The organism is Paractinoplanes atraurantiacus, assembly GCF_900215205.1.
GTDB classification, from domain to species: domain Bacteria; phylum Actinomycetota; class Actinomycetes; order Mycobacteriales; family Micromonosporaceae; genus Actinoplanes; species Actinoplanes atraurantiacus.
On the sequence record NZ_OBDY01000003.1, the window covers coordinates 174,870 to 192,941 of the forward strand.

At 69.1% G+C, this 18,072-nt stretch carries 23 protein-coding genes and 1 tRNA gene; 6 read left to right on the forward strand and 18 right to left on the reverse strand.

What is annotated here, in order from left to right:
* The first annotated feature begins 18 nt into the window (after window positions 1–18).
* Both CRP55_RS10070 and CRP55_RS10075 read left to right on the forward strand, forming a co-directional pair.
* Window positions 19–261 (forward strand): hypothetical protein, encoded by a 243-nt coding sequence (locus CRP55_RS10070; RefSeq protein ID WP_097319420.1) that lies wholly within the window; start codon window positions 19–21, stop codon window positions 259–261.
* Window positions 258–605: a hypothetical protein gene (locus CRP55_RS10075; RefSeq protein ID WP_143234523.1), complete on the forward strand. Its 348-nt coding sequence runs from the start codon at window positions 258–260 to the stop codon at window positions 603–605. Before CRP55_RS10070 ends, CRP55_RS10075 begins: the two co-directional genes overlap by 4 nt.
* Before the next feature lie 68 nt (window positions 606–673).
* Here the strand turns inward: CRP55_RS10075 and CRP55_RS10080 are convergent, their stop codons facing one another.
* Window positions 674–889, reverse strand: coding sequence for a DNA-binding protein (locus CRP55_RS10080; protein WP_097319422.1), 216 nt, complete (start codon window positions 887–889; stop codon window positions 674–676).
* Between the two features lie 267 nt (window positions 890–1,156).
* Here CRP55_RS10080 and CRP55_RS10085 point away from each other — a divergent pair, with 267 nt between their 5' ends.
* The gene (locus CRP55_RS10085) at window positions 1,157–1,507 is read left to right on the forward strand and encodes a hypothetical protein (protein ID WP_097319423.1); all 351 of its coding nucleotides are present in this window, start codon (window positions 1,157–1,159) and stop codon (window positions 1,505–1,507) included.
* Here the strand turns inward: CRP55_RS10085 and CRP55_RS10090 are convergent.
* Together CRP55_RS10090 and CRP55_RS10095 are read right to left on the reverse strand one after the other, a co-directional pair.
* Entirely contained in the window at window positions 1,482–2,306 is an 825-nt protein-coding gene (locus CRP55_RS10090; RefSeq protein WP_097319424.1) for a tyrosine-type recombinase/integrase, read from the reverse strand. The two genes, CRP55_RS10085 and CRP55_RS10090, sit on opposite strands and share 26 nt — an antisense overlap.
* The gene (locus CRP55_RS10095) at window positions 2,303–2,569 is read right to left on the reverse strand and encodes a hypothetical protein (protein WP_097319425.1); all 267 of its coding nucleotides are present in this window, start codon (window positions 2,567–2,569) and stop codon (window positions 2,303–2,305) included. Before CRP55_RS10095 ends, CRP55_RS10090 begins: the two co-directional genes overlap by 4 nt.
* A gap of 380 nt (window positions 2,570–2,949) precedes the next feature.
* Here CRP55_RS10095 and CRP55_RS10100 point away from each other — a divergent pair, with 380 nt between their 5' ends.
* Together CRP55_RS10100 and CRP55_RS10105 are read left to right on the forward strand one after the other, a co-directional pair.
* Window positions 2,950–3,507 carry a YqgE/AlgH family protein gene (locus CRP55_RS10100; RefSeq protein WP_097319426.1) on the forward strand — a complete coding sequence of 186 codons (558 nt, stop codon included), beginning with the start codon at window positions 2,950–2,952 and terminating at the stop codon, window positions 3,505–3,507.
* 80 nt (window positions 3,508–3,587) lie between these two features.
* Window positions 3,588–3,660 (forward strand) — tRNA-Ala (locus tag CRP55_RS10105).
* 43 nt (window positions 3,661–3,703) lie between these two features.
* On the opposite strand, the gene CRP55_RS10110 is transcribed toward CRP55_RS10105, so the two are convergent.
* The 5 genes from CRP55_RS10110 to CRP55_RS10130 form a co-directional block, all read right to left on the reverse strand.
* Window positions 3,704–4,981, reverse strand: a complete 1,278-nt coding sequence (locus CRP55_RS10110) for an ATP-binding protein (protein ID WP_218854278.1) — start codon at window positions 4,979–4,981, stop codon at window positions 3,704–3,706.
* A gap of 122 nt (window positions 4,982–5,103) precedes the next feature.
* Window positions 5,104–5,715: a TetR/AcrR family transcriptional regulator gene (locus tag CRP55_RS10115; protein WP_097319427.1), complete on the reverse strand. Its 612-nt coding sequence runs from the start codon at window positions 5,713–5,715 to the stop codon at window positions 5,104–5,106.
* Window positions 5,712–6,398, reverse strand: coding sequence for a DsbA family oxidoreductase (locus CRP55_RS10120; RefSeq protein WP_218854281.1), 687 nt, complete (start codon window positions 6,396–6,398; stop codon window positions 5,712–5,714). The genes CRP55_RS10115 and CRP55_RS10120 overlap by 4 nt, the downstream gene beginning before the upstream one ends.
* Before the next feature lie 167 nt (window positions 6,399–6,565).
* Window positions 6,566–7,006, reverse strand: a complete 441-nt coding sequence (locus tag CRP55_RS10125) for a response regulator (RefSeq protein WP_097319429.1) — start codon at window positions 7,004–7,006, stop codon at window positions 6,566–6,568.
* Entirely contained in the window at window positions 7,003–7,389 is a 387-nt protein-coding gene (locus tag CRP55_RS10130) for a response regulator (protein WP_097319430.1), read from the reverse strand. The genes CRP55_RS10125 and CRP55_RS10130 overlap by 4 nt, the downstream gene beginning before the upstream one ends.
* A 146-nt stretch (window positions 7,390–7,535) precedes the next feature.
* Between CRP55_RS10130 and CRP55_RS10135 the strand changes: the two genes are divergently transcribed.
* Window positions 7,536–8,369, forward strand: a complete 834-nt coding sequence (locus CRP55_RS10135) for an LLM class flavin-dependent oxidoreductase (RefSeq protein ID WP_097319431.1) — start codon at window positions 7,536–7,538, stop codon at window positions 8,367–8,369.
* On the opposite strand, the gene CRP55_RS10140 is transcribed toward CRP55_RS10135, so the two are convergent.
* The 10 genes from CRP55_RS10140 to CRP55_RS10185 form a co-directional block, all read right to left on the reverse strand.
* Window positions 8,366–9,013 carry a GntR family transcriptional regulator gene (locus CRP55_RS10140; protein ID WP_097319432.1) on the reverse strand — a complete coding sequence of 216 codons (648 nt, stop codon included), beginning with the start codon at window positions 9,011–9,013 and terminating at the stop codon, window positions 8,366–8,368. The genes CRP55_RS10135 and CRP55_RS10140 overlap by 4 nt on opposite strands.
* A gap of 76 nt (window positions 9,014–9,089) precedes the next feature.
* On the reverse strand, window positions 9,090–9,707 hold the full coding sequence (locus CRP55_RS10145; RefSeq protein ID WP_097319433.1) for a type 4a pilus biogenesis protein PilO: 618 nt from the start codon (window positions 9,705–9,707) through the stop codon (window positions 9,090–9,092).
* Window positions 9,707–10,396, reverse strand: a complete 690-nt coding sequence (locus CRP55_RS10150; RefSeq protein ID WP_097319434.1) for a hypothetical protein — start codon at window positions 10,394–10,396, stop codon at window positions 9,707–9,709. The genes CRP55_RS10145 and CRP55_RS10150 overlap by 1 nt, the downstream gene beginning before the upstream one ends.
* Window positions 10,396–11,421: a type IV pilus assembly protein PilM gene (gene pilM / locus CRP55_RS10155; protein ID WP_097319435.1), complete on the reverse strand. Its 1,026-nt coding sequence runs from the start codon at window positions 11,419–11,421 to the stop codon at window positions 10,396–10,398. Before pilM ends, CRP55_RS10150 begins: the two co-directional genes overlap by 1 nt.
* A 10-nt stretch (window positions 11,422–11,431) precedes the next feature.
* Complete coding sequence (locus tag CRP55_RS10160; protein ID WP_097319436.1) at window positions 11,432–12,214, reverse strand: prepilin peptidase; 783 nt, start codon at window positions 12,212–12,214, stop codon at window positions 11,432–11,434.
* A 37-nt stretch (window positions 12,215–12,251) separates the two neighbouring features.
* The gene (locus CRP55_RS10165; RefSeq protein ID WP_342751535.1) at window positions 12,252–12,779 is read right to left on the reverse strand and encodes a type IV pilin protein; all 528 of its coding nucleotides are present in this window, start codon (window positions 12,777–12,779) and stop codon (window positions 12,252–12,254) included.
* A 36-nt stretch (window positions 12,780–12,815) separates the two neighbouring features.
* Complete coding sequence (locus tag CRP55_RS10170; protein WP_097319438.1) at window positions 12,816–14,048, reverse strand: type II secretion system F family protein; 1,233 nt, start codon at window positions 14,046–14,048, stop codon at window positions 12,816–12,818.
* Window positions 14,049–14,052: 4 nt separating this feature from the next.
* Window positions 14,053–15,186 (reverse strand): type IV pilus twitching motility protein PilT, encoded by a 1,134-nt coding sequence (locus tag CRP55_RS10175; RefSeq protein ID WP_097319886.1) that lies wholly within the window; start codon window positions 15,184–15,186, stop codon window positions 14,053–14,055.
* 111 nt (window positions 15,187–15,297) lie between these two features.
* Entirely contained in the window at window positions 15,298–16,962 is a 1,665-nt protein-coding gene (locus tag CRP55_RS10180; protein WP_097319439.1) for a GspE/PulE family protein, read from the reverse strand.
* A gap of 75 nt (window positions 16,963–17,037) precedes the next feature.
* On the reverse strand, window positions 17,038–18,072 hold the full coding sequence (locus CRP55_RS10185; protein WP_438865776.1) for a GlxA family transcriptional regulator: 1,035 nt from the start codon (window positions 18,070–18,072) through the stop codon (window positions 17,038–17,040).

Sequence of the window (18,072 nt, forward strand, 5' to 3'; positions counted from 1 at the left end):
CGTGGGAAGGGGCACAGCATGGACGTCGTCGACCGGCAACCGAACCTCATCCGGCACCTGCCGAACCGGCCCGGCTGGAACTGCATCGCCTGCACCGAGCCATGGCCATGCGAGGTGGCCCGGGTCGAAGTGCCCCTCGCGATGCCCGACCCAATCCAGCTCGCCATGTTCCTGTGGGGCTACCTGGAGGAGTTCCTGTTGGAGCACCAGACCGGCGCGTTCGGCGAGGCCCACGAGCGGTTCCTGGCGTGGTCGCGATGAACGACGACCTGGTCTCACGCAACGGCCTCTGGTGGCCCAGCTACCAACTGTTCTGCCGCAACCGAGCGCTACTCGCCGAACGCTGGCACTGGCCGGACGGCACCCTCAGGGCCTGCGAGCGGCTGGAGGCCGAGCATCCCGACTGGCGGGTCATGTGGCTGCGGGAGAACACCTGCCCCGACTTCGAACGGCCCGCGTGCTTCTGGGCGGTCCGGCGCCTGGACCTCGACGAGGAGCGCGAGGTGTACGCGCCCGACGAGGCCGGGCTGACCGCCGGAATCCGGGCCACGCCGCCGCCGAGGCAATGGCGTGCCCCGCGCTCGATCAGGCCGCTGCCGTACTGACTTCACCGGGAGGGCCGGGGGAACGGGCCGCTCTGGGGTGATCCCCGCCCAGGGCGGCCCGCCTGCGTCTACTGGCCGGCGTCGCCCTCGGCCGGCTCGGCGACATCTGGCCGGTTCGCGGCGATCCACGCCTCGACCTCATCCGCGAGCCAGACGCGTCCGGTGCTCAGCTCCCAGACCGGCTCGGGGAAGCCGGGCCGCTTGACGATCACGCGTGCCCGGGTCTCGCCGACGCCCAGGCGGCCACGGATCTCCCCGATGGCCATCAAGGGGATCCGGGTCATGGCTCCCGAAGCTATGGAGTTGCGCAGTGCGGGATACCGCAGTGCGTCAGGCCGCTCTAGTCGCGCGCACCATGCCAGAAGGTATTGAAAGATTCAAGTATTAGGGATCGGTCTGACCGATCGGCCGACCTAGGTCTACCCGGATGCGCCTACCCAAGCGTGGCGCCCGTGCGTGATCAAGCCGTTACGGGGAGGTGTGCCAGGGTCGATGGGAGCAGGATCGTGAGCCTGTTTCACAGATCATCAGCGCCTAGGGGAAGGGCTCTCATGAAACCCGTAGAAGCGATCGTCTTCGTGCTGTCAGGCCACCTGCTACCCGACGCCGATCGCTGCATCCGCTACTGCCTCAGCCGCGGATACAACATGATCGGTGTCGTCCGCGACGACTGGCGAGCCGCCATGGAGATGCTCGCAGACGGCCGGGCCGAGGTCCTGGTCGTCGCCGACCCCCAGCACCTCGACCCCAACCGCACTCCTCGCGTTGAGTACGTCTCCCATGCCGAGCCAGCGGTTGCCGCCGCCGTGCCCGAGCCCGACCGCCCGGCCGGCGCGACCGCGCGTCAGCCGAAATCGCGTACCGAGCGGACCCGCGTCATTCGGCGAACCGCGGCAAGGTAGCCCGCGCCGCCCGCTGCTGCTCGTCGCTGGCGTCGACGTAGATCTGCGTCGAGGTCAGCGACGAGTGGCCCAGCATCGCCTTCGTCACCGCGATGTCCTTGTACCGGGCCTGAGCGTTCACCCCGAGCCAGTGCCGCAGCTGGTGCATCGACACCGGCACCCCGAGCTGGCGCCGGAAGTACGTCGACGCCATCGAGCTGACGTACTGCGCGGACACCCTGTCGCCGCGCTGCTGGTGGCGGGCGATCGGCCCGGCCGGCCGATCCTTCAGGATCGCCCACACCGCCTCGTCGGTGTCGTGCACCCGCGGCTTGCCGCCCTTGCCCTTGACGACGAACAGCTGCTTCTCGGTGACGTGCTCCCGGTCGAGGCGGCTGATCTCGATGCACCGCAGACCCTGGTAGGCGGCGATCGTCGCCCACGTCCGGTACGGCTCCCGCGCCCGGGTGAGGATGATCCGCAGCTGCTCGTCCGTGCACGGCCGGGCCACGCCCTTGACCGCCGACACCGGCTCAAGGTTGACCATCGGGTTCGCCGTGATCCACGGGTCGCGCGGGTCGGCCGCCCAGCCGTAGAAGTCCTTCAGCCCGGAGTAGTAGGCGAACTTCGTGTTCTGCGACCACTCGTCCCGGTAGAGCCACGCCTTCAGCTCGTCCTCGGTGACCTGCCCGATGCCGTACTCCATCTCCCGGTCGAGTCGGGTCAGCAGGTCGCGACGCGAGTCGAGCGTGGAGTCCTGCTTGCCGGCCCGGCGCAGGTGCTCCAGGTACTCGTCGATCATGTCCTGGTTGTCGCTCATCGGCCGACCGCCGCAGCCGCCTTGGCCGCATCCCGGCGGGCCTTGCGCTCGCGGCGCACCAGCCGGAGCGCGGCGATGATGTTGCGGATCTCGGCGAGCCGGTCGGAGTCGGCGTCGCCCTGCGGGTCTGCGGCGAACTGGACCTTGTCCATGGCGCAGACCTCGACGTGCAGGAAGCCCTCGTACGAGTCGTCTCCGGCCGCGATTAGGCGCAGCTCGGCTGCGTAGTCCTCAACGGTCTTGCGGGTGGTTACGGTGCTCATGGGTCGCAGGTCCTCTCTGCGGTCCGGGCTCCGGCGTGCCAGCGTCGGGGCCCTCCTTCGTTCTGGCTCGATCGTTTCCGGTCGCGACCCCGGAAGCGATCGACGAAACGGCAGCTCTTCGCGCTCGGATTAAGAGCGGTGGGCCGTTCAGGTGGTGCGGCCGCGGCGAGCTCGGGGCACCCTGGCCGTTCGGCCGGGGCCGGTCGGGGCGGCCGTCATCGGATGGCTGATCGGACGGTTGTCACGCGGGCGGGGTGCGTGATCGGTAGTACGAACGGTCACCCCGAAGTAATGTGCGTTCATGGCGTTGGTGGAAGCGTTGTGCGTGACGCTGCGGACTGCCCGTGTATAGCGAGGGTCAGCGGATCGGAGGCCGGTCGATGGAGTCCATGACCGGCCGGCTCCTCGTGGCGACACCCACTCTCAAAGACCCTAATTTCGACCGTACGGTCGTGCTGCTCGTGGCCCACGAGACGGGCGGCGCCCTGGGCGTGGTCCTCAACCGCGCGACGGAGGTGCCCGTCTCCGACGTGCTGGGCACCTGGGGCGAGCTGGCGGGCGACCCGGCGGTCCTGTTCGAGGGCGGCCCTGTGCAGCCCGAGTCGGCGATCTGCCTGGCCCGCACCCGCCCCGAGGTGAAAAAGAGGGTGTCCGGCTTCCATCAGGTGTCCGGCGCCCTGGGCACGGTCGACCTCTCCACCGACCCCGAGCGCCTGCGCGACAGCGTGGCCGGCGTCCGCGTCTTCGCCGGCTACTCCGGCTGGTCCGCGGGCCAGCTGGAGGAGGAGATCGCCTCAGGCTCGTGGTTCCTGCTCGACGCCCTCCCGGGCGACCCGTTCATCAACCGCCCGGACGACCTGTGGGCGATGGTCCTGCGCCGCCAGGGCGACATCCTGGCGGCCGTGGCCCACTTCCCACCCGACCCCGCGATGAACTGAGGGGGAGGGGGTCCCGACGGGCACCCGCCGAGGGTGTGTAGTATTTCCTCCGTGCCCGGGTGAGCCGGGGACAAAGGCAAGGGGCTGTGGCGCAGCTGGTAGCGCACCACACTGGCAGTGTGGGGGTCAGGGGTTCGAGTCCCCTCAGCTCCACCCTTGCGAAACGCCCGGACCATCGGTCCGGGCGTTTCTTGCGTCAACCCATGGGCGTCCAGAGCCGGTCGACGGGCATGACGTGGATGCGGTCCTCGTAGGTGAACGAGCGCAGACCCGTGCTGAGCGCCACACCGGCGATGAACCTGTCGCCGAGTGCGTCTCGCAGCGTCCGGAGGCCTTTGAGGTCGGGCCCTGTGACGCGTTCGTTCGCCTTGACCTCGAACGCCAGGACCTGTCCGTCCCCGAACTCGATGACGTAATCGACCTCGTCGCCGTCGTGGGTGCGCCAATGCCCTGTGGAGACCTGCTCGTCGAGCCAGGAGACCTGCTTGCGAAGTTCGCCGACGACGAAGGTCTCGAGCAGGTGCCCGAATTCCGCCAAGGCGGTCGGGTCGAGGGTGGCGAGCTTGGCGGGTGTGATGCGCATGAGCCGAGCGGCCACCCCGGTATCGATGACATGCACCTTCGGCGCTGCGGCGGCCCGCGCGCGTAGCGTCTTGCCCCATGCCGGAAGTCGGTCGACGAGGAAGAGATCTTCGAGGAGCCGGACGTAATCCTCGATGGTCCTGCGTTCACCCGTGAGGCCCTGAGATGCGTTGGTGAGATTCAGGACCTGCCCGGTTCGCCCGGCGAGCCGGCCCAGCAGCTCACGCAGCATGGTGCGCTGGCGTATCCGGACGAGCTCGACGGCATCGCGTTCCAGGGACTGGCGGATGTAGTCGTCGAACCACCGATCTCGTGCGGCGCCGATACGGCGAAGGGCCAGCGGGAATCCTCCGGCGCAGAGTCGGTTGACGTACTCCGCCCGGGCGGTCGTCGAGGACGGGCGGGCTGCTACGGCCGCAGCGGGGTCTGTTCGAAGCGCCGGCAGGAAGTCTTCGTTGACGCCGCTGATCTCGCCTTGTGACAGTGGCCAGATGGTCATGGTGTGCAGCCGGCCGGTGAGCGCCTGTGCGGTACGGGGCAACGCGTCCTGACGAGTCGAACCGGTGAGGACGGCGGTGCCCGGCAGGGTGCCTTCGCGATTGAGCCGAGCCTTCAACGCGTCGAGAATCTGCGGGGCATGCTGATATTCGTCCACGCATAGCAAGCCCTGGCCGGCGACAGCCGTCTGCGGGTTGGCCACCACGGCATCCCTGATGCCGATGTCGTCCAGATCCAGAACGGCTACTCCTCGCGCGCCGGCCAGCGCCCTCAGCACCGTGGATTTGCCGACCGAGCGCGGGCCGTGAAGAGCGATGACCGGCTCCACTTGGAGCAAGTCGTCGAGCAGCGTAGCGACGCGCCGTTCCGCGATCCTGGTGAGCGGTTCCGTCACGGCTATCCCCCGAGGTCGCGAAGTATCAAAACTCAGGACCCGGAAACTACCAAAATCAGAGGACCGCAACTACCAAAATTTGAGAGATCGAAGTGCCAAATCTTGAGGCCCCTGCGCCGGGTTCACGTGTGTGACCGGAGGCCGTGGAGGAGGAAGTCCAGGCGGCGTTCGTAGTCGGGGCGGGTCTGTTTGGCGCAGGCTCGCAGGGCGGCGCCTCGTTCCAGGATCAAGTAGGTGAGGTCGGTGGGGGTCAGGTCGGGGCGGATGACGCCGGCCGACTGGGCCTCCTCCAGGAGGTTGCGGCCGAAGCGGCTGGCCCGGTCGCACAAGGTGGTCAGCTGTTCCGAGTCGGGCAGGGCGCGGACCAGCACGTCGTTGGCGGCGGGCTCGTCGTATTGCAGGAGCCACATGCGCAGCAGGTATTCCTCGAAGCGGGCCAGCGGATCAGCCAGAGCCGAGACGGCCTCGATGATGTCGGCGATGCGCTCGGCCACCAGGTCGTCGACCACGGCGTCGATCAGGCCCCGGCGGCTGCCGAAGCGGTGGTAGATGGTGCCCTTGCTCACGCCGGCGGCCTTGGCCACCTCGTCGAGCGGGGTGGTCAGGCCGTGGACGCGGAAGACGTCGAGGGCGGCCTGGCGGATGCCCTCGACGTTGCGTCTCGCGTCGGCGCGCAGCCGTGGCTGGCCGGGGAGTGTGCCGCCGGCCGGAGCCGGCGGCTCGGAGCGGGTCATGCCGGCTGCGTCTGCCGGTCCTGCCAGGCCAGGTCGAGGGCGCGGCGGAACAGCTCGACGGGCTGGGCGCCGGAGACGGCGCGCTTGTCGTCGAAGACGAAGAACGGGACGCCGCTGATGCCCAGCTCGCGGGCGCGGCCCAGGTCGGCGCGGATGTCCTTCTCGTAGCCCTTGGTCGCCAAGGTCGTGACCGCCTCGGCGCGGTCGAGGCCAAGTTCCGCCGCGAGGTCGGCCAGCACGCCGTGGTCGGCCAGGTTGAGGCCGTCGGTGAACTCGGCCCGGAACAGGCGCTCGACCATGGCGGTCTCCTGGCCGTGTGCCTTGGCCAGGTGGATGATCCGGTGGGCGTCGAGGGTGTTGACCATCTGCGCCTTTTCGAACTGGTAGTCGAGGCCGGCGTCGGCGCCGCGGGCGGCCAGCTGGGCGTGCGAGGCCTCGATCTGGGCTTTCGGCATGCCGTGGCTCGTGGCCAGGTAGTCGTCGGCCAGGACGGCCTCGCCGGGCGCGAAGCCCGGGTTCAGCTGGAAGCTGTGGTAGCGGATCTGCACCGCCGAGCCGTGCGGGTGCTGCTCGACGGCTTCGGCGAGCACCGCGTGGCCGAGGTAGCAGAACGGGCAGACGACGTCGCTCCAGATGTCGATCACGATGGGCTCGGCCGCCCGGCCGAACACGCTGCTGGTCATCAGTCGCACCATCCATCCACGGAGCACGCGCCGGCGTCGTCCGCCGACTCCAACAAGATCAGGCCGGCCGCCGGGATGGCCGGATCCGCAACGTCATCGGGTTCTTCTATGACCTCAACCTCGGGTTCCACCAGTGAAACGTAGCTCAACTTGACCCGGCCGACAATTTAGCTCGACAGGAGCAGCCAGTTCACGCGGCGCATCATCTCGCGGGAGCTGAACGGCTTGGGCAGGAAGTCGTCGGCGCCCGCGGCCAGCAGCCGGGACGGCTCGGCGTGGCCGCTGATCATCAGGACCGGGATCTCGGCCGTGGCCGCCGAGTTGTGCAGCTCGGTGCAGACCGCGAGCCCGTCGAGCTGGGGCATCGTGACGTCGAGGATGATCACCTGCGGGCGGCGCTCGACGGCCAGGGTCAGCGCGGAACGGCCGTTGTCGGCGGTGAGCGTGCGGAAGCCGGCCACCTGGAGGCGGTACTCGATCACGTCGCGCACCTCGTCATCGTCGTCGGCGATGAGGATGCTGGGCGCCACCGGCATGGTGAACGGCCGGGAGGTCATCGCCCGGGTGAACGCGTCGGCATCCGTGGGGCGATCGAGAAGCGCGGTCATAGGTCTTTCCCTTCAAGAAGGTCGCGCAGTTCGGCGACGACCCGTTGGGGCGAGAGCGGCTTGGGCAGGTAGCGGTCGGCTCCGGCGCTGAGCCCGGCGTCGATGTCGTGTGCGTGGGTGTTGCCCGAGATCATCAAGATCGCGGTGTCGCGGCTGGCGGGGTCGAGCCGGGCTATCTGGGTCAGCTCCATTCCGTTGAGGGCGGGCATGCGGACGTCCGTGACGAGGCCGATCGGGCGGGCGACCTTGAGGATCCGCGCCGCCGTGTTGCCGTCCTTGGCGGCGACGGTGCGGAATCCGGCCGACTCCAGCGTCACCGTGAGCAGGTCACGGATGTCGCTGTCGTCCTCGGCGATGAGGATGAGGTTGTGGCGCTGAGGCATCGGGGGGAGGCCTTTCTTCTCGGACACCCGCCCCATCGGCCGCGTCGGGGTGACCTCCAGGGAGAACCAGGTTGCAGACCGGTAGCGCCTTCGCCGATCGCGAAAAAGTCTTCACGCGAGGTGTGGCCGGCGGGGAGGTTGGAGCGATGGCGACCTTCTCCCTGCAGGCACAGCCCACCACCGCCGCCGCGTGGCTCGATCTCGCCCACGAGGCCGAGCGGCTCGGCTTCGACGCACTCACCGTGGCCGACCATCCCGGCGCGTGCGCGTCGCCGTTCGTCGCCCTCGCCGCGGCCGCCGCCGTCACCTCACGGTTGCGGCTGGGCTCGTACGTCTCCAACGCCGGTGTCCGCGAGCCGATCCTGCTCGCCTCGGACGTGGCCACCCTCGACGTGGTCTCCGGCGGACGCGCGTTCCTCGGCCTCGGCGCCGGGCACACTCCGGCCGAGTGGGAGGCGATCGGCAGGACCAGGCCGGATGTACGGGGCCGGGTCGATCACTGCATCGCGGTGGCCGAGGCGACCACGCGGCTGCTGGCCGGCGACGGCCTGGACAAGCCGCGGCCGGTGCAGGGGAAGGTGCCGCTGCTGATCGGCGGCGGCAACACCCGGTTGCTGCGCTGGGCCGCGAAGAACGCCGACCGGATCGGCCTGTCCGGGCTGGGCCGCACGCTGGCCGACGGCCACACCCACGAAGCCCGCTGGAGCACCGCCGAGATCGACGCTCAGGTGGAGCTCTGCGGTGACACGCCGACCGAGGCGCTCGTCCAGCGCTTCGAGATCACTGACGACGGCGGGGCGGGCTACGCGGCGTACGCCAAGGAAATCGAGGAGAAAGAGAAAGACCTGATTGCTGGGCCGTACGCCTTCTTCGGCACCAAGAGCGAGATCTCGGCCAAGCTGGCCGAGATCGAGCGACGGTGGGGCATGACCCATTTCGCCGTACGGACGACGACGGCGGCCGAGGTTTTCGGAGGTTAGTCGAAGAGCTCGCGCTCGACCCGGGCCCGGTATTCGGCGAAGAGCTCGCGGTACCGGGTCAGGACGCCCGGGGCGTCGCCGGCGTCGAGAAGCCGCAGGATGTCGTCGTGGCCCTCGATCCACGTGCTCCAGATGTCACTCTCGGCGGTCATCGCGAGAATGCGCATCGTACGGGCGACGACGAGATCCACCATGGACTGGAGCTCTCGGTTGCCGCTGGCCAGGATCACGATGCTGCTGAAGTCGGCGCCGGCGGCGCTGGCCGCGAGCACGTTGCCGCCGCGCAGCGCCTGGACGAACTCCTTCTGCCGCTGGCGCATCAGCTCGACATGGGTGGCGGTGAGGTTCTCGACGCCCCACTCGAAGCCCGCGCAGGCGAGCACACTCATCACGTCGATCAGCTCTAATGCGTTCTTCTGGGTGACACGGGTGACGTGGCGGGTGCGGTTGGGCGCGATGTCGATCAGGCCCTCGACCGAGAGCTGGGCGATCGCCTCGCGGACCGGGGTGATGCTCACTCCGAGGCGCTGGGCCAGCTCAGCGTCCTTGATCAGGGTGCCCGGGGACAGCTCACCGGTGACTATCTCGTTGCGCAGCTGGCGGACGACCGCGGCGGTGCGGGTCGGCGGGACCGCGTAAGACATACGGGCAGGGTACTCACGGTGACAATCAGGTGTGCCGCCTACCCACCGAGTTCACCCGTTGTACCCGCCGTGAAGATCAGCTGCCGGCCTTGCAGGCATCGCTGCCGGTCGGCTTGCCGTCGCTGTCATCGATCTTCGCGGTCGTGCAGAAGGCGGTCAGGTTGAGGTCGGCGTTCAACCTGCCCGCGTTGTCGGCGTCGGTGCTGCTGGAGAGGCTGACCGACGTCACCAGGACCGCTCGGTCCTGCACGCTCTGGAGGCTGACCAGGAACTTGTCGACGTTGGACTGGGTGCCCGTCGCGGTGAGCGTGATCGGCACCTCGACGGCCGTCGGCACGGTCGCCGACGCCGCCGGGTCGCCCGCGGTGAAGTTGCTGATCGTCACGTTCGTGGCGGCGCCGGTCGTCTGGAGCATGCGCAGGAAGTCGGGCTCGCCGTAGCTCTCGGGCAGGTTGGCGGCGAGCTCGTCCACCGACGCCTGATGGGTGGCCCGTTTCTTGTCCTCCGCGGCCAGCTTGGCCACCTCCTTGTTGAGGCGCAGCAGCTGGATGTTGACGTCGTCCGCCTCGGCCTGCACCGCGTCGGTGTCCGAGAGCTTCGGCGAGATCAGCAGGAACCATGTGCCCAGGACCAGCAGGATGATGGCGGCGATACCGCCGGCCAGCCAGACCTGGTTCGCACGCCGTGCGTCCATCAGTCCCCCGTTCCGCAGGTGGTGGTGAAGCGACCGCAGAGGGCCTTGGCGGTGAGATCGACCTTCAGGGCGAAGCTGTAGTTCTCGGCGGTCGCCTCGTATGACACCGACGACGCGTACGGCCGTGTGAGCTCCTCCCGGGCGGCGAGTTTCTCGATGAACGAGGCGATCTTCTTCTTGTCCGATCCGGTTCCGCCCACCGTGATCGACGCGACCGAGGTGGCGGTCGCTGAACCGGACGACGACTCCGTCAGCGTGCCGCTGAGCTCGGTCAGGGTGACGCCGGCCGCGGCCGCGTCGGTGCGGATGTAGCCGAAGTCGGTCGACCAGGGAGTGTCGGACGCGAGCAGGGACTTGAGCTCCGCCTGCACCCGCGTCTCGTCGTTCATGAGACCGGTGACCTTGGAGTAGTCGCTCTTCCTGTCCGTTGCCTGCTCGACCATGCCGTTCGCGGTGTCGAGGTTCGTCTGCGCGTCGCTGTGCTGCTGGTAGGCGTAGGCGTACCAGCCCGCCAGCACGCCGATCACCACGACCACGGCGCCGATCAGCAGGAATCTCGTCCGGCGGGCGTTGCGGCCGGCGGTGAGCTCGCCCGGCAGCAGGTTCGCGCGGATCGGCAGGACGCGCGAGGCCTGCTCGGGCGAGACCGCGGGGTCGATCGGCATCAGGGTCGTCGTCGATGTCGCCATCAGGCTGCCGCTCCCAGGGTCAGGCCGATCGACACGGCGGCCGACGGCACGAAACTGTCGAAGCCGCGTTCGCGGCCCTTGCGCGTGTCCCGCAGGCGGCTGGCGCTGTCCGCGTACATCACGGTGATGCGCAGCTGGTCCTGCAGATGCTCGGCCAGGCCGGGCATGAGCGCGCTGCCGCCGCAGAGCGCGAGCCGGGTGACCTGCTTCTGCCGCTCGCCCGAGGCGAGATAGGTGAACGAGCTCCGCAGCTCGTTGACGAGCGGCCGGACCGCCTCGACCGCCGCCTCGACCGTCTCCGGGTTGCCGTCGCCGTGCAGGCCGAAGCGGCACTTGAGCATCTCGGCCTCGGCCGGCGGCAGGCCGAGCCGGCTCGCCATGGCGTCGGTGATCTCCTGGCCGCCGCGGGGCACGGTCCGCACGATCAGCGGCTCGCCGTCGGCGTGCACGATCACGCTGGTCACGTCGTAGCCGACGTCGACGATGGCCTCGACTTGGGTGTCGAGGCGGGAGGCGGCGCGCAGCATCGCGAACGAGGCGAGGTCGACCGCTTTCACATGCAGGCCGGCCTTCTCGACGGCGGACACCGAGCTCAGCACCGCGTCCTTGGGCATGGCGATCAGCAGTCCGCGGACGGTCTGGTTGTCGCCCGGCGCCTCGAGCGGATAGAAGTCGAGCAGCGAGCGCTCGACGGCCAGCGGCAGCGCGTCCTTCACCTGGAACGGCAGCGCCAGCTTCATCTCCTTGGGCGGCAGGTTCTGCAGGCTCATCTCGCGGACCACGAGCTGCGGGCTGGTCACCGCGATGCTGACGTTCTTGGAGCCGAACTTGCAGGCCGCCCAGAGCTGCTTGACGGCCGAGGTGACCATCATCGGGTCCTGCACGACGCCGCCGGTGACCGCGCCCGGCGGCAGCGGCACCTGGCCGAAGTTGGTCAGCGAGTAGTCGTCCTTGCCGCGCCGGACCTCGACGGCCCGGATGGAGGACGAGCCGATGTCCAGCCCGATCGGCGGTGCGCCTGCCATCGGAGTCCTTTCAGGCGGAGGGTACGAGGAGGGAGGAGTACCAGTCGGCGATCGGCGCACCCGCGAAGACCGCGAGGAAGGCGCCGGCCAGCATGTACGGCCCGAACGGGATCCGGGACTTGCGGCCGGCCCGGTGCATCGCCATGAGCGCGGCGCCGACCACGCCGCCGAGCAGGAACGCGGCGAACGCGCCGATCAGCACCGAGCTCCACCCCAGCCAGCCGAGGTAGAAGCCGAGCAGCGGGGCCAGCTTCACATCGCCGCCGCCCATGCCGCTGGGCAGCATGGCGAAGACGAAGTAGACCGCGTAGAGGACGGCCGCCGCGATCAGGCCACGGCCGGCCTGGGCCCAGCTGTGGTGCGCGATCACGGCCGGCGCGATCAGGACCAGGGCCACCACGTACGACGGCAGCACGATCTTGTCGGGCAGGCGCATCACGTCGAGGTCGATCGCGGCGAGAGCCACCGCGATCGCCGCGAGGTAGAGGTAGGCCGGCAGTTCCCAGGTGAGCCCGAACTTGGCCGCCACGGCCACGAAGAGAACGGCGGTCAGCGTCTCGACCAGGGGATAGCGGGGGCTGATGGGCGATTCGCAGTCGGCGCACCGCCCGCGCAGCATCAGCCAGCCGAGCACCGGGATGTTGTGCCGGTTGCGGACCTCGGTGCCGCAGGCCGGGCAGTGCGACCGGGGGTGGATCAGCGACTCGTTGCGTGGCACCCGATAGATGACCACGTTGAGGAAGGAGCCGACGGCCAGGCCGAGGAGGGCCACCACGATGAGCACGAGCAGCATCGTCGTCGCCCTCCTCCAGTGAGCCGGTGTGCCGCGATCAGGCGCAGGTGGTGACGCTGGCGCTTGAACTGGTCAGCGCCTTCACCGAGCCGCCGACCGAGCTGTCGTAGGCGTAGACCTTGCCGGTGCCGCCGCTGTTGGTCGCGCAGACCTTGTACGAGGCGCCCTTGTTCGGGGCGGTGCCGGTCGCGAGGTAGGTCAGCGTGGTGCCGTCGGAGAGGTTGATCAAGCCGGGCGTACCGGTCGTCGCACTGGCCGTCCCTCCGCTTGCGGCGGCGGTGTTGGCGACAGTGAAGCTGGCGGTCTTGCCCGGGTAATCGGTCGCCGGGTACGAGTTGTTGTTGTCGGTGTAGAACTGCTCGACCTGGCTCACCGCTGCTCGGACGTCCGACTGCGCCGCCTTGTCCGCCGCGCCCTTGCGGTAGTTCAGGTACACCGGCACGGCGATCGCGACCAGGATGCCGATGATGACCACGACGACCAGCAGCTCGATGAGGGTGAAGCCCTCGTCGGCCTTCTTGTTGCGGAGCCGGTTGATGACGTCCTGCATAGGGGGTGCCTCCATGGCGATGTGGGGTAGGGAGCGACGGCGGGGTGTCCGTCAATTCGTCTGGATCTGCTGACCGATGCTGAACATCGGGAGGTAGAGACAAATCACCATCGAGCCGACCACGGTGCCCATGACCAGCACCATGATGGGTTCGATCGATGCCGTCAGTGACTCGGCGGCGCTGTCGACCTCTCTGTCATAGAAATCGGCAACCTTGTCGAGCATCTGACTGATTTGACCGCTTTCTTCGCCGACCTCGATCATTTGGGTGACCATGGCCGGGAAGATCGGGTGGGTGCGCAGGGCCGAGGACATGGTGTTGCCGTCCCGAACGGCGTTCTGCACGTCCTTCATGGCGGCGTTGATGACCTCGTTGCCGGTGGTCTCGCCGACCACGGTCAGCGCCTGCATCACGGGCACGCCGACGTTGAGCAGCAGCCCCAGGTTGCGGGAGAAGCGGCTCATCGCGAGCTTGCGCAGCAGCGGCCCGAAGACCGGCGTCTTCACCTTCAGCTGGTCGACCTTGAAGCGGAAGTCGGCGTTCGTGCGCATCTGCTGCTTGTAGGTGACGGTGCCGGCCACGCCCAGGATGATCACCAGCGGCCCGATCCACACCATGTTGTGGCTGGCCGTGACCAGGAACTGGGTAGGCGCCGGCAGTTCGCCGCCGAGGCTGGCGAACATGTTCTCGAAGATCGGCACGATCCAGATCAGGACCGCGGCGATCATGATGAAGGTGAACGACAGCACGATGACCGGATAGGTCATCGCGCTCTTGATCTTGCCGCGGAGCGCGGTGTCCTTCTCCAGGCTGTTCGCGATCTGCTCCAGCGCCTGGTCGATCATGCCGCCGGTCTCGCCGGCCCGGACCATGGCGATCATGAGGCGCGGGAAGACCTTGTCGTGCTTGGCCATCGCGCCCGACAGGGACGCGCCGGCCGACACCTCGGCCCGCAGCTCGCCGATCGACTTCTTCAGCGCCGGCGCCGAGGTCTGCTCCTCGAGGATCGCCAGCGACCGCAGCAGCGACATGCCGGACGAGGTCATCGTGGCGAACTGCCGGGCGAACAGCGCCAGGTCCTTGAGCTTGACCCGGCCACCAACTCCCGGGATCTTGAGTTCCCGGTCGAGGCCCTTGCCCGCCTCGCTCAGCTCGAGCGGCGTCTCGCCGCGCTGGCGGAGCAGGTGGCCGGCGGCCGCCTCGTTGGGCGCCTCGACGGTGCCCTTCCCCCGGTGGCCGGCAGCGTCGATGCTGCTGTACCGGTAGATCTTGGTGACCGGCATGTGATCACATCCGTCCCACGAGCCGTTTGAGCTCTTCCTGGGAGTGGCAGAGCTCGAGAGCGGTCGCCATGGTCACGGTCTGCTCGCGCACCTTCTCGGCCAGGTGCTGGTCGAAGGCGAGCATGCCGTCACCGGCGCCGGCCTGCATGAACGAGGGAATCTGGTGCGACTTGCCCTCGCGGATGAGGCTGCGGATGGCCGGGGTCGCGGTCAGGATCTCGGCGACCACGACGCGGCCCTTGTTGTCGGCCCGCGGCGCCAGCGCCTGGGTGACCACACCCTGCAGCGAGGCGGCCAGCTGAGCGCGGATCTGCAGCTGCTGGTGCGGCGGGAAGATGTCGATGACACGGTCGATGGTCTGGGTGGCGCTCTGCGTGTGCAGGGTGGCCAGCACCAGGTGGCCGGTCTCGGCCGCGGTCAGCGCGGTCGCCGTGGTCTCCAGATCGCGGAGTTCGCCGACCAGGATGACGTCGGGATCCTGTCGCAGGGCGTGCTTGAGCGCGCTCGAGAAGTCCTCGGTGTCCGAGCCGACCTCGCGCTGGTTGACCACGCTGCGCTTGTGCGGGTGGAGGAACTCGATCGGGTCCTCGATGGTGATGATGTGCGCCGCCCGGCTGCGGTTGATCAGGTCCAGCACCGAGGCCAGGGTGGTGGTCTTGCCGGAGCCGGTCGGGCCGGTGACCAGCACCAGGCCGCGGGGCAGTTGGGCGAAGCGGGCCACCGAGTCGGGCATGCCGAGCTCGTCCAGCGGCTTGATCTCGTGCGGGATGGCCCGGAAGACCGCGCCGCACGAGTTGCGCTGCACGTAGAGGTTCCCGCGGAACCGCGAGACGCCGGCGATGCTGTGCGCGAAGTCCAGCTCCTGCTTGTCCTGGAACGTTCCCCACTGCTCGGCGGTGATGGCGGCGCGGGCCAGCAGGGCGGTGTCGGCCGAGTTCAGGTTGCCGTAGCCCTGGATCGGGCGCAGCGAGCCGTTGACCCGGATCATCGGCGGGGTGCCGACGGTCAGGTGCAGGTCGGAGCCGCGCGACTCGACCAGGGTGACGAGCATCTGGTTGAGCACGGCCAGGTCGCCCGGCGCGGGAGCGGCCGGCTCGAGGGGCGCCATCTGCTGGGGCACCTGCTGGGTCGTGGACATCTGCTGCGGCATCCTTTTCGTTCGGTGGCGCCATCTGTATTCGGCACGCCGGGTGGCCGGTTGAGGGGCTCTTTGGGGCTATTCGGGTGAAGCGCTCAAAAACCGGATAAGCTAGATCGCCACGCGGGAGACCTCTCGTACCGAGGTCAGTCCGCCCGCCGCCTTGGCCAGGCCGTCGGCGCGGAGGTCGTACATGCCCTGGTAGAGGGCGACCTCGCGGATCTCGTTGGCCGAGGCGCGGCGGATCGTCAGCGACTCGATCTCGGGGCTGATCGGCATCACCTCGTGCACGGCGATGCGGCCGCGATAGCCGGTGTTGGCGCAGTTGCGGCAGCCCTTCGGCGCGTACAGCACCTCCGGCGCGGCCAGGTCCTCGAACGGCCAGCGGGCGCCGACCAGCTCGGCCTCCGTGGGCTTGTAGGCCTCCTTGCACCAGTCGCAGAGCCGCCGCGCCAGCCGCTGGGCCAGCACGCAGTCCAGCGACGAGCCGACCAGGAAGGGCTCGATGCCCATCTCGGTCAGACGGGTGACCGCGCCCGGCGCGTCGTTGGTGTGCAGGGTCGAGAGCACGAGGTGACCGGTGAGCGACGCCTCCACCGCGATCTGCGCGGTGGCCGCGTCCCGGATCTCGCCGATCAGCACCACGTCCGGGTCGGAGCGCAGGATGGCCGGCAGCACCGCCGCGAAGGTCAGGCCGGCCTTCGCGTTCACCTGCACCTGGTTGACGCCGCGCAGCCGGTACTCGACCGGGTCCTCGACGGTGATCACGTTGACCTCGGGCTTGCTGATCCGGCCCAGGGTGGCGTAGAGCGTGGTCGACTTGCCGGAACCGGTCGGCCCGGTCACCAGCACCATGCCGTGCGGCTTGGTGAACGACGCCGCGAAGCGGTCCAGGTTGTGCTGGGTGAAGCCCAGCTTGTTCATGTCGAGATCGATGCCGCCGGTGTCGAGCACGCGCAGGACGATCTTCTCGCCCCAGACGGTGGGCAGGGTGGCGGTACGCAGGTCGACCGGCCGGTCGCGGATCAGCGCCGTGATGCGGCCGTTCTGCGGAACGCGCTTCTCGGTGATGTCGACGCCCGACATGATCTTGATGCGGGAGGTCAGCGCGGCCATGACGCCGCGCGGCACCACGTCGACCTCGTGCAGCACGCCGTCGATGCGGTAGCGCACCCGCATGTCGTCCTCGGTCGGCTCCAGGTGCAGGTCGGAGGCGCGGTTCATGACCGCCTGCTCGATCAGGTTGTTGACGTAGCGCACGATCGGGGCGTCGTCGGCGCTGGTGGCCTGGGCCGCCATCGCGGACTGGTCGTCCTCCTGGTCGACCATCTCGCCCAGGTCGCTGGCCTCGCGCTGGAGACGCTCGATGATCCGGCGGACCTCGCTGCGGGCGACCACGGCCGGGCGCACAGTCATGCCGGTCGCGGCCCGGACGTCGTCGAGGGCGACCACGTCGCCGGGGTCGGTCACGCCGACCACGAGTTCGCCGTCGGACATCGACAGGCCGATGACGCGGTGGCGGAGCACGACGGGCAGCGGGATGCGCTTGAGCGCGGCCGGGTCGGGGGTGAAGCTGACCAGGTCGACCGTGTTGATGCCGAAGGCGGCGGCGGCCGCGGTGGTGAGCTGGTCCTCGGTGACGACGTTGTCGTTGATCAGGACGGCGCGGACGGACCGGCCGCTGCGCTGGGCCTCCTCGGCGGCCGCGTCGACGGCGCGCGGATCGATCCCGATCTGCTTGAGCGCGTCCAGCAGCGGGCGGAAGGTCTGGTCCATGACGTCCTTTGCATCGGCTATCGGTGCTTGCCTCTGCCCATCGGACGTACGCGGACCTAGCTGAGCCGCGCCCGGTTAGGACCCGGTTGGCACGGGTTGCCGGAAGGTTCGCCGGTAGGCGGTCGGCGCCACGCCCATCGACTGCTGGAAGTGCTGCCGCAGGGCGGTGGCGCTGCCCAGGCCCGAGCGGCGGGCGACCGTATCGACGCCCAGATCGGTCGACTCGAGCAGCATTTGAGCGTGGGTGACCCGCTGCTGCAGCAGCCACTGCCGCGGGCTGGTGCCGGTCTCCTCACGGAAGCGCCGGGTGAAGGTGCGCACGCTCATGCTCGCGTGGGCGGCCATCTCCTCCAGGCTGACCGGCTCGGCCAGGCGGTCGAGGGTCCAGGCCCGGGTGGGCGCGGTGCCGGTGTCGGTGGCCTGGGGGACCGGGCGCTCGATGTACTGGGCCTGGCCGCCCTCGCGCCAGGGTGGGAGCACGCAGCGGCGGGCGGCACGGTTGGCCACCTCGGCGCCGAAGTCGCCGCGGACGATGTGCAGGCAGAGGTCGACGCCGGCGCCGACGCCGGCCGAGGTGAGCACGTCGCCGTCGTCGACGAAGAGGACGTCGAGGTTCCAGTGCACCTGGGGGTAGAGAGCGGCCACCGTCTCGCCCCACGCCCAGTGGGTCGCGGCCGGCCGGCCGTCGAGCAGGCCGGCGGCCGCGAGGACCGTCGCGCCGGTGCAGATCGAGACGATTCGCGCGCCGCGCGCCGCGGCGGCCAGCAAGGCTTCGCGTACATCATCCCTCAAAGTCCCATCTGTCACGGTGGTACCCGCGTCGACACCGGGAACGACGATCGTGTCGGCCTCGTTCAAAACGGACAAATCGTGATCGGGCGTGATGGTGAAGCCTGATGAGCTGCGAACCGGCCCTGGGCCGCAGACCACCGTTTTGTAATGGCGGCGGAGGTCGGCGTCGCGGGCGGCGCGGAAGACCTGGGTGGCGGTGCCGAGATCGAAGGGAACAAGTCCGTCTAAGACAAGGACTGCAACCAAATGACGGTCTTCAGTCCGGTCAAGGGCGGTCGGTGGGGTGGTTGGATGGGGCATGGCCCGATTCTTGCGCAT

Excerpts from the sequence above, each read along its gene's own strand:
- CRP55_RS10095 (WP_097319425.1), bottom strand. The coding sequence starts at position 2,569 with ATGAGCACCGTAACCACCCGCAAGACCGTTGAGGACTACGCAGCCGAG.
- CRP55_RS10085 (WP_097319423.1), top strand. The coding sequence starts at position 1,157 with ATGAAACCCGTAGAAGCGATCGTCTTCGTGCTGTCAGGCCACCTGCTA.
- CRP55_RS10150 (WP_097319434.1), bottom strand. The coding sequence starts at position 10,396 with ATGGCGACATCGACGACGACCCTGATGCCGATCGACCCCGCGGTCTCG.
- CRP55_RS10090 (WP_097319424.1), bottom strand. The coding sequence starts at position 2,306 with ATGAGCGACAACCAGGACATGATCGACGAGTACCTGGAGCACCTGCGC.
- CRP55_RS10115 (WP_097319427.1), bottom strand. The coding sequence starts at position 5,715 with ATGACCCGCTCCGAGCCGCCGGCTCCGGCCGGCGGCACACTCCCCGGC.
- CRP55_RS10130 (WP_097319430.1), bottom strand. The coding sequence starts at position 7,389 with ATGCCTCAGCGCCACAACCTCATCCTCATCGCCGAGGACGACAGCGAC.
- CRP55_RS10175 (WP_097319886.1), bottom strand. The coding sequence starts at position 15,186 with ATGTCCACGACCCAGCAGGTGCCCCAGCAGATGGCGCCCCTCGAGCCG.
- CRP55_RS10170 (WP_097319438.1), bottom strand. The coding sequence starts at position 14,048 with ATGCCGGTCACCAAGATCTACCGGTACAGCAGCATCGACGCTGCCGGC.
- CRP55_RS10100 (WP_097319426.1), top strand. The coding sequence starts at position 2,950 with ATGGAGTCCATGACCGGCCGGCTCCTCGTGGCGACACCCACTCTCAAA.
- CRP55_RS10070 (WP_097319420.1), top strand. The coding sequence starts at position 19 with ATGGACGTCGTCGACCGGCAACCGAACCTCATCCGGCACCTGCCGAAC.
- CRP55_RS10120 (WP_218854281.1), bottom strand. The coding sequence starts at position 6,398 with ATGACCAGCAGCGTGTTCGGCCGGGCGGCCGAGCCCATCGTGATCGAC.
- CRP55_RS10160 (WP_097319436.1), bottom strand. The coding sequence starts at position 12,214 with ATGCTGCTCGTGCTCATCGTGGTGGCCCTCCTCGGCCTGGCCGTCGGC.
- CRP55_RS10075 (WP_143234523.1), top strand. The coding sequence starts at position 258 with ATGAACGACGACCTGGTCTCACGCAACGGCCTCTGGTGGCCCAGCTAC.
- CRP55_RS10140 (WP_097319432.1), bottom strand. The coding sequence starts at position 9,013 with ATGTCTTACGCGGTCCCGCCGACCCGCACCGCCGCGGTCGTCCGCCAG.
- CRP55_RS10145 (WP_097319433.1), bottom strand. The coding sequence starts at position 9,707 with ATGGACGCACGGCGTGCGAACCAGGTCTGGCTGGCCGGCGGTATCGCC.
- CRP55_RS10165 (WP_342751535.1), bottom strand. The coding sequence starts at position 12,779 with ATGGAGGCACCCCCTATGCAGGACGTCATCAACCGGCTCCGCAACAAG.
- CRP55_RS10135 (WP_097319431.1), top strand. The coding sequence starts at position 7,536 with ATGGCGACCTTCTCCCTGCAGGCACAGCCCACCACCGCCGCCGCGTGG.
- CRP55_RS10180 (WP_097319439.1), bottom strand. The coding sequence starts at position 16,962 with ATGGACCAGACCTTCCGCCCGCTGCTGGACGCGCTCAAGCAGATCGGG.
- CRP55_RS10185 (WP_438865776.1), bottom strand. The coding sequence starts at position 18,072 with ATGCGCAAGAATCGGGCCATGCCCCATCCAACCACCCCACCGACCGCC.
- pilM (WP_097319435.1), bottom strand. The coding sequence starts at position 11,421 with ATGGCAGGCGCACCGCCGATCGGGCTGGACATCGGCTCGTCCTCCATC.
- CRP55_RS10080 (WP_097319422.1), bottom strand. The coding sequence starts at position 889 with ATGACCCGGATCCCCTTGATGGCCATCGGGGAGATCCGTGGCCGCCTG.
- CRP55_RS10125 (WP_097319429.1), bottom strand. The coding sequence starts at position 7,006 with ATGACCGCGCTTCTCGATCGCCCCACGGATGCCGACGCGTTCACCCGG.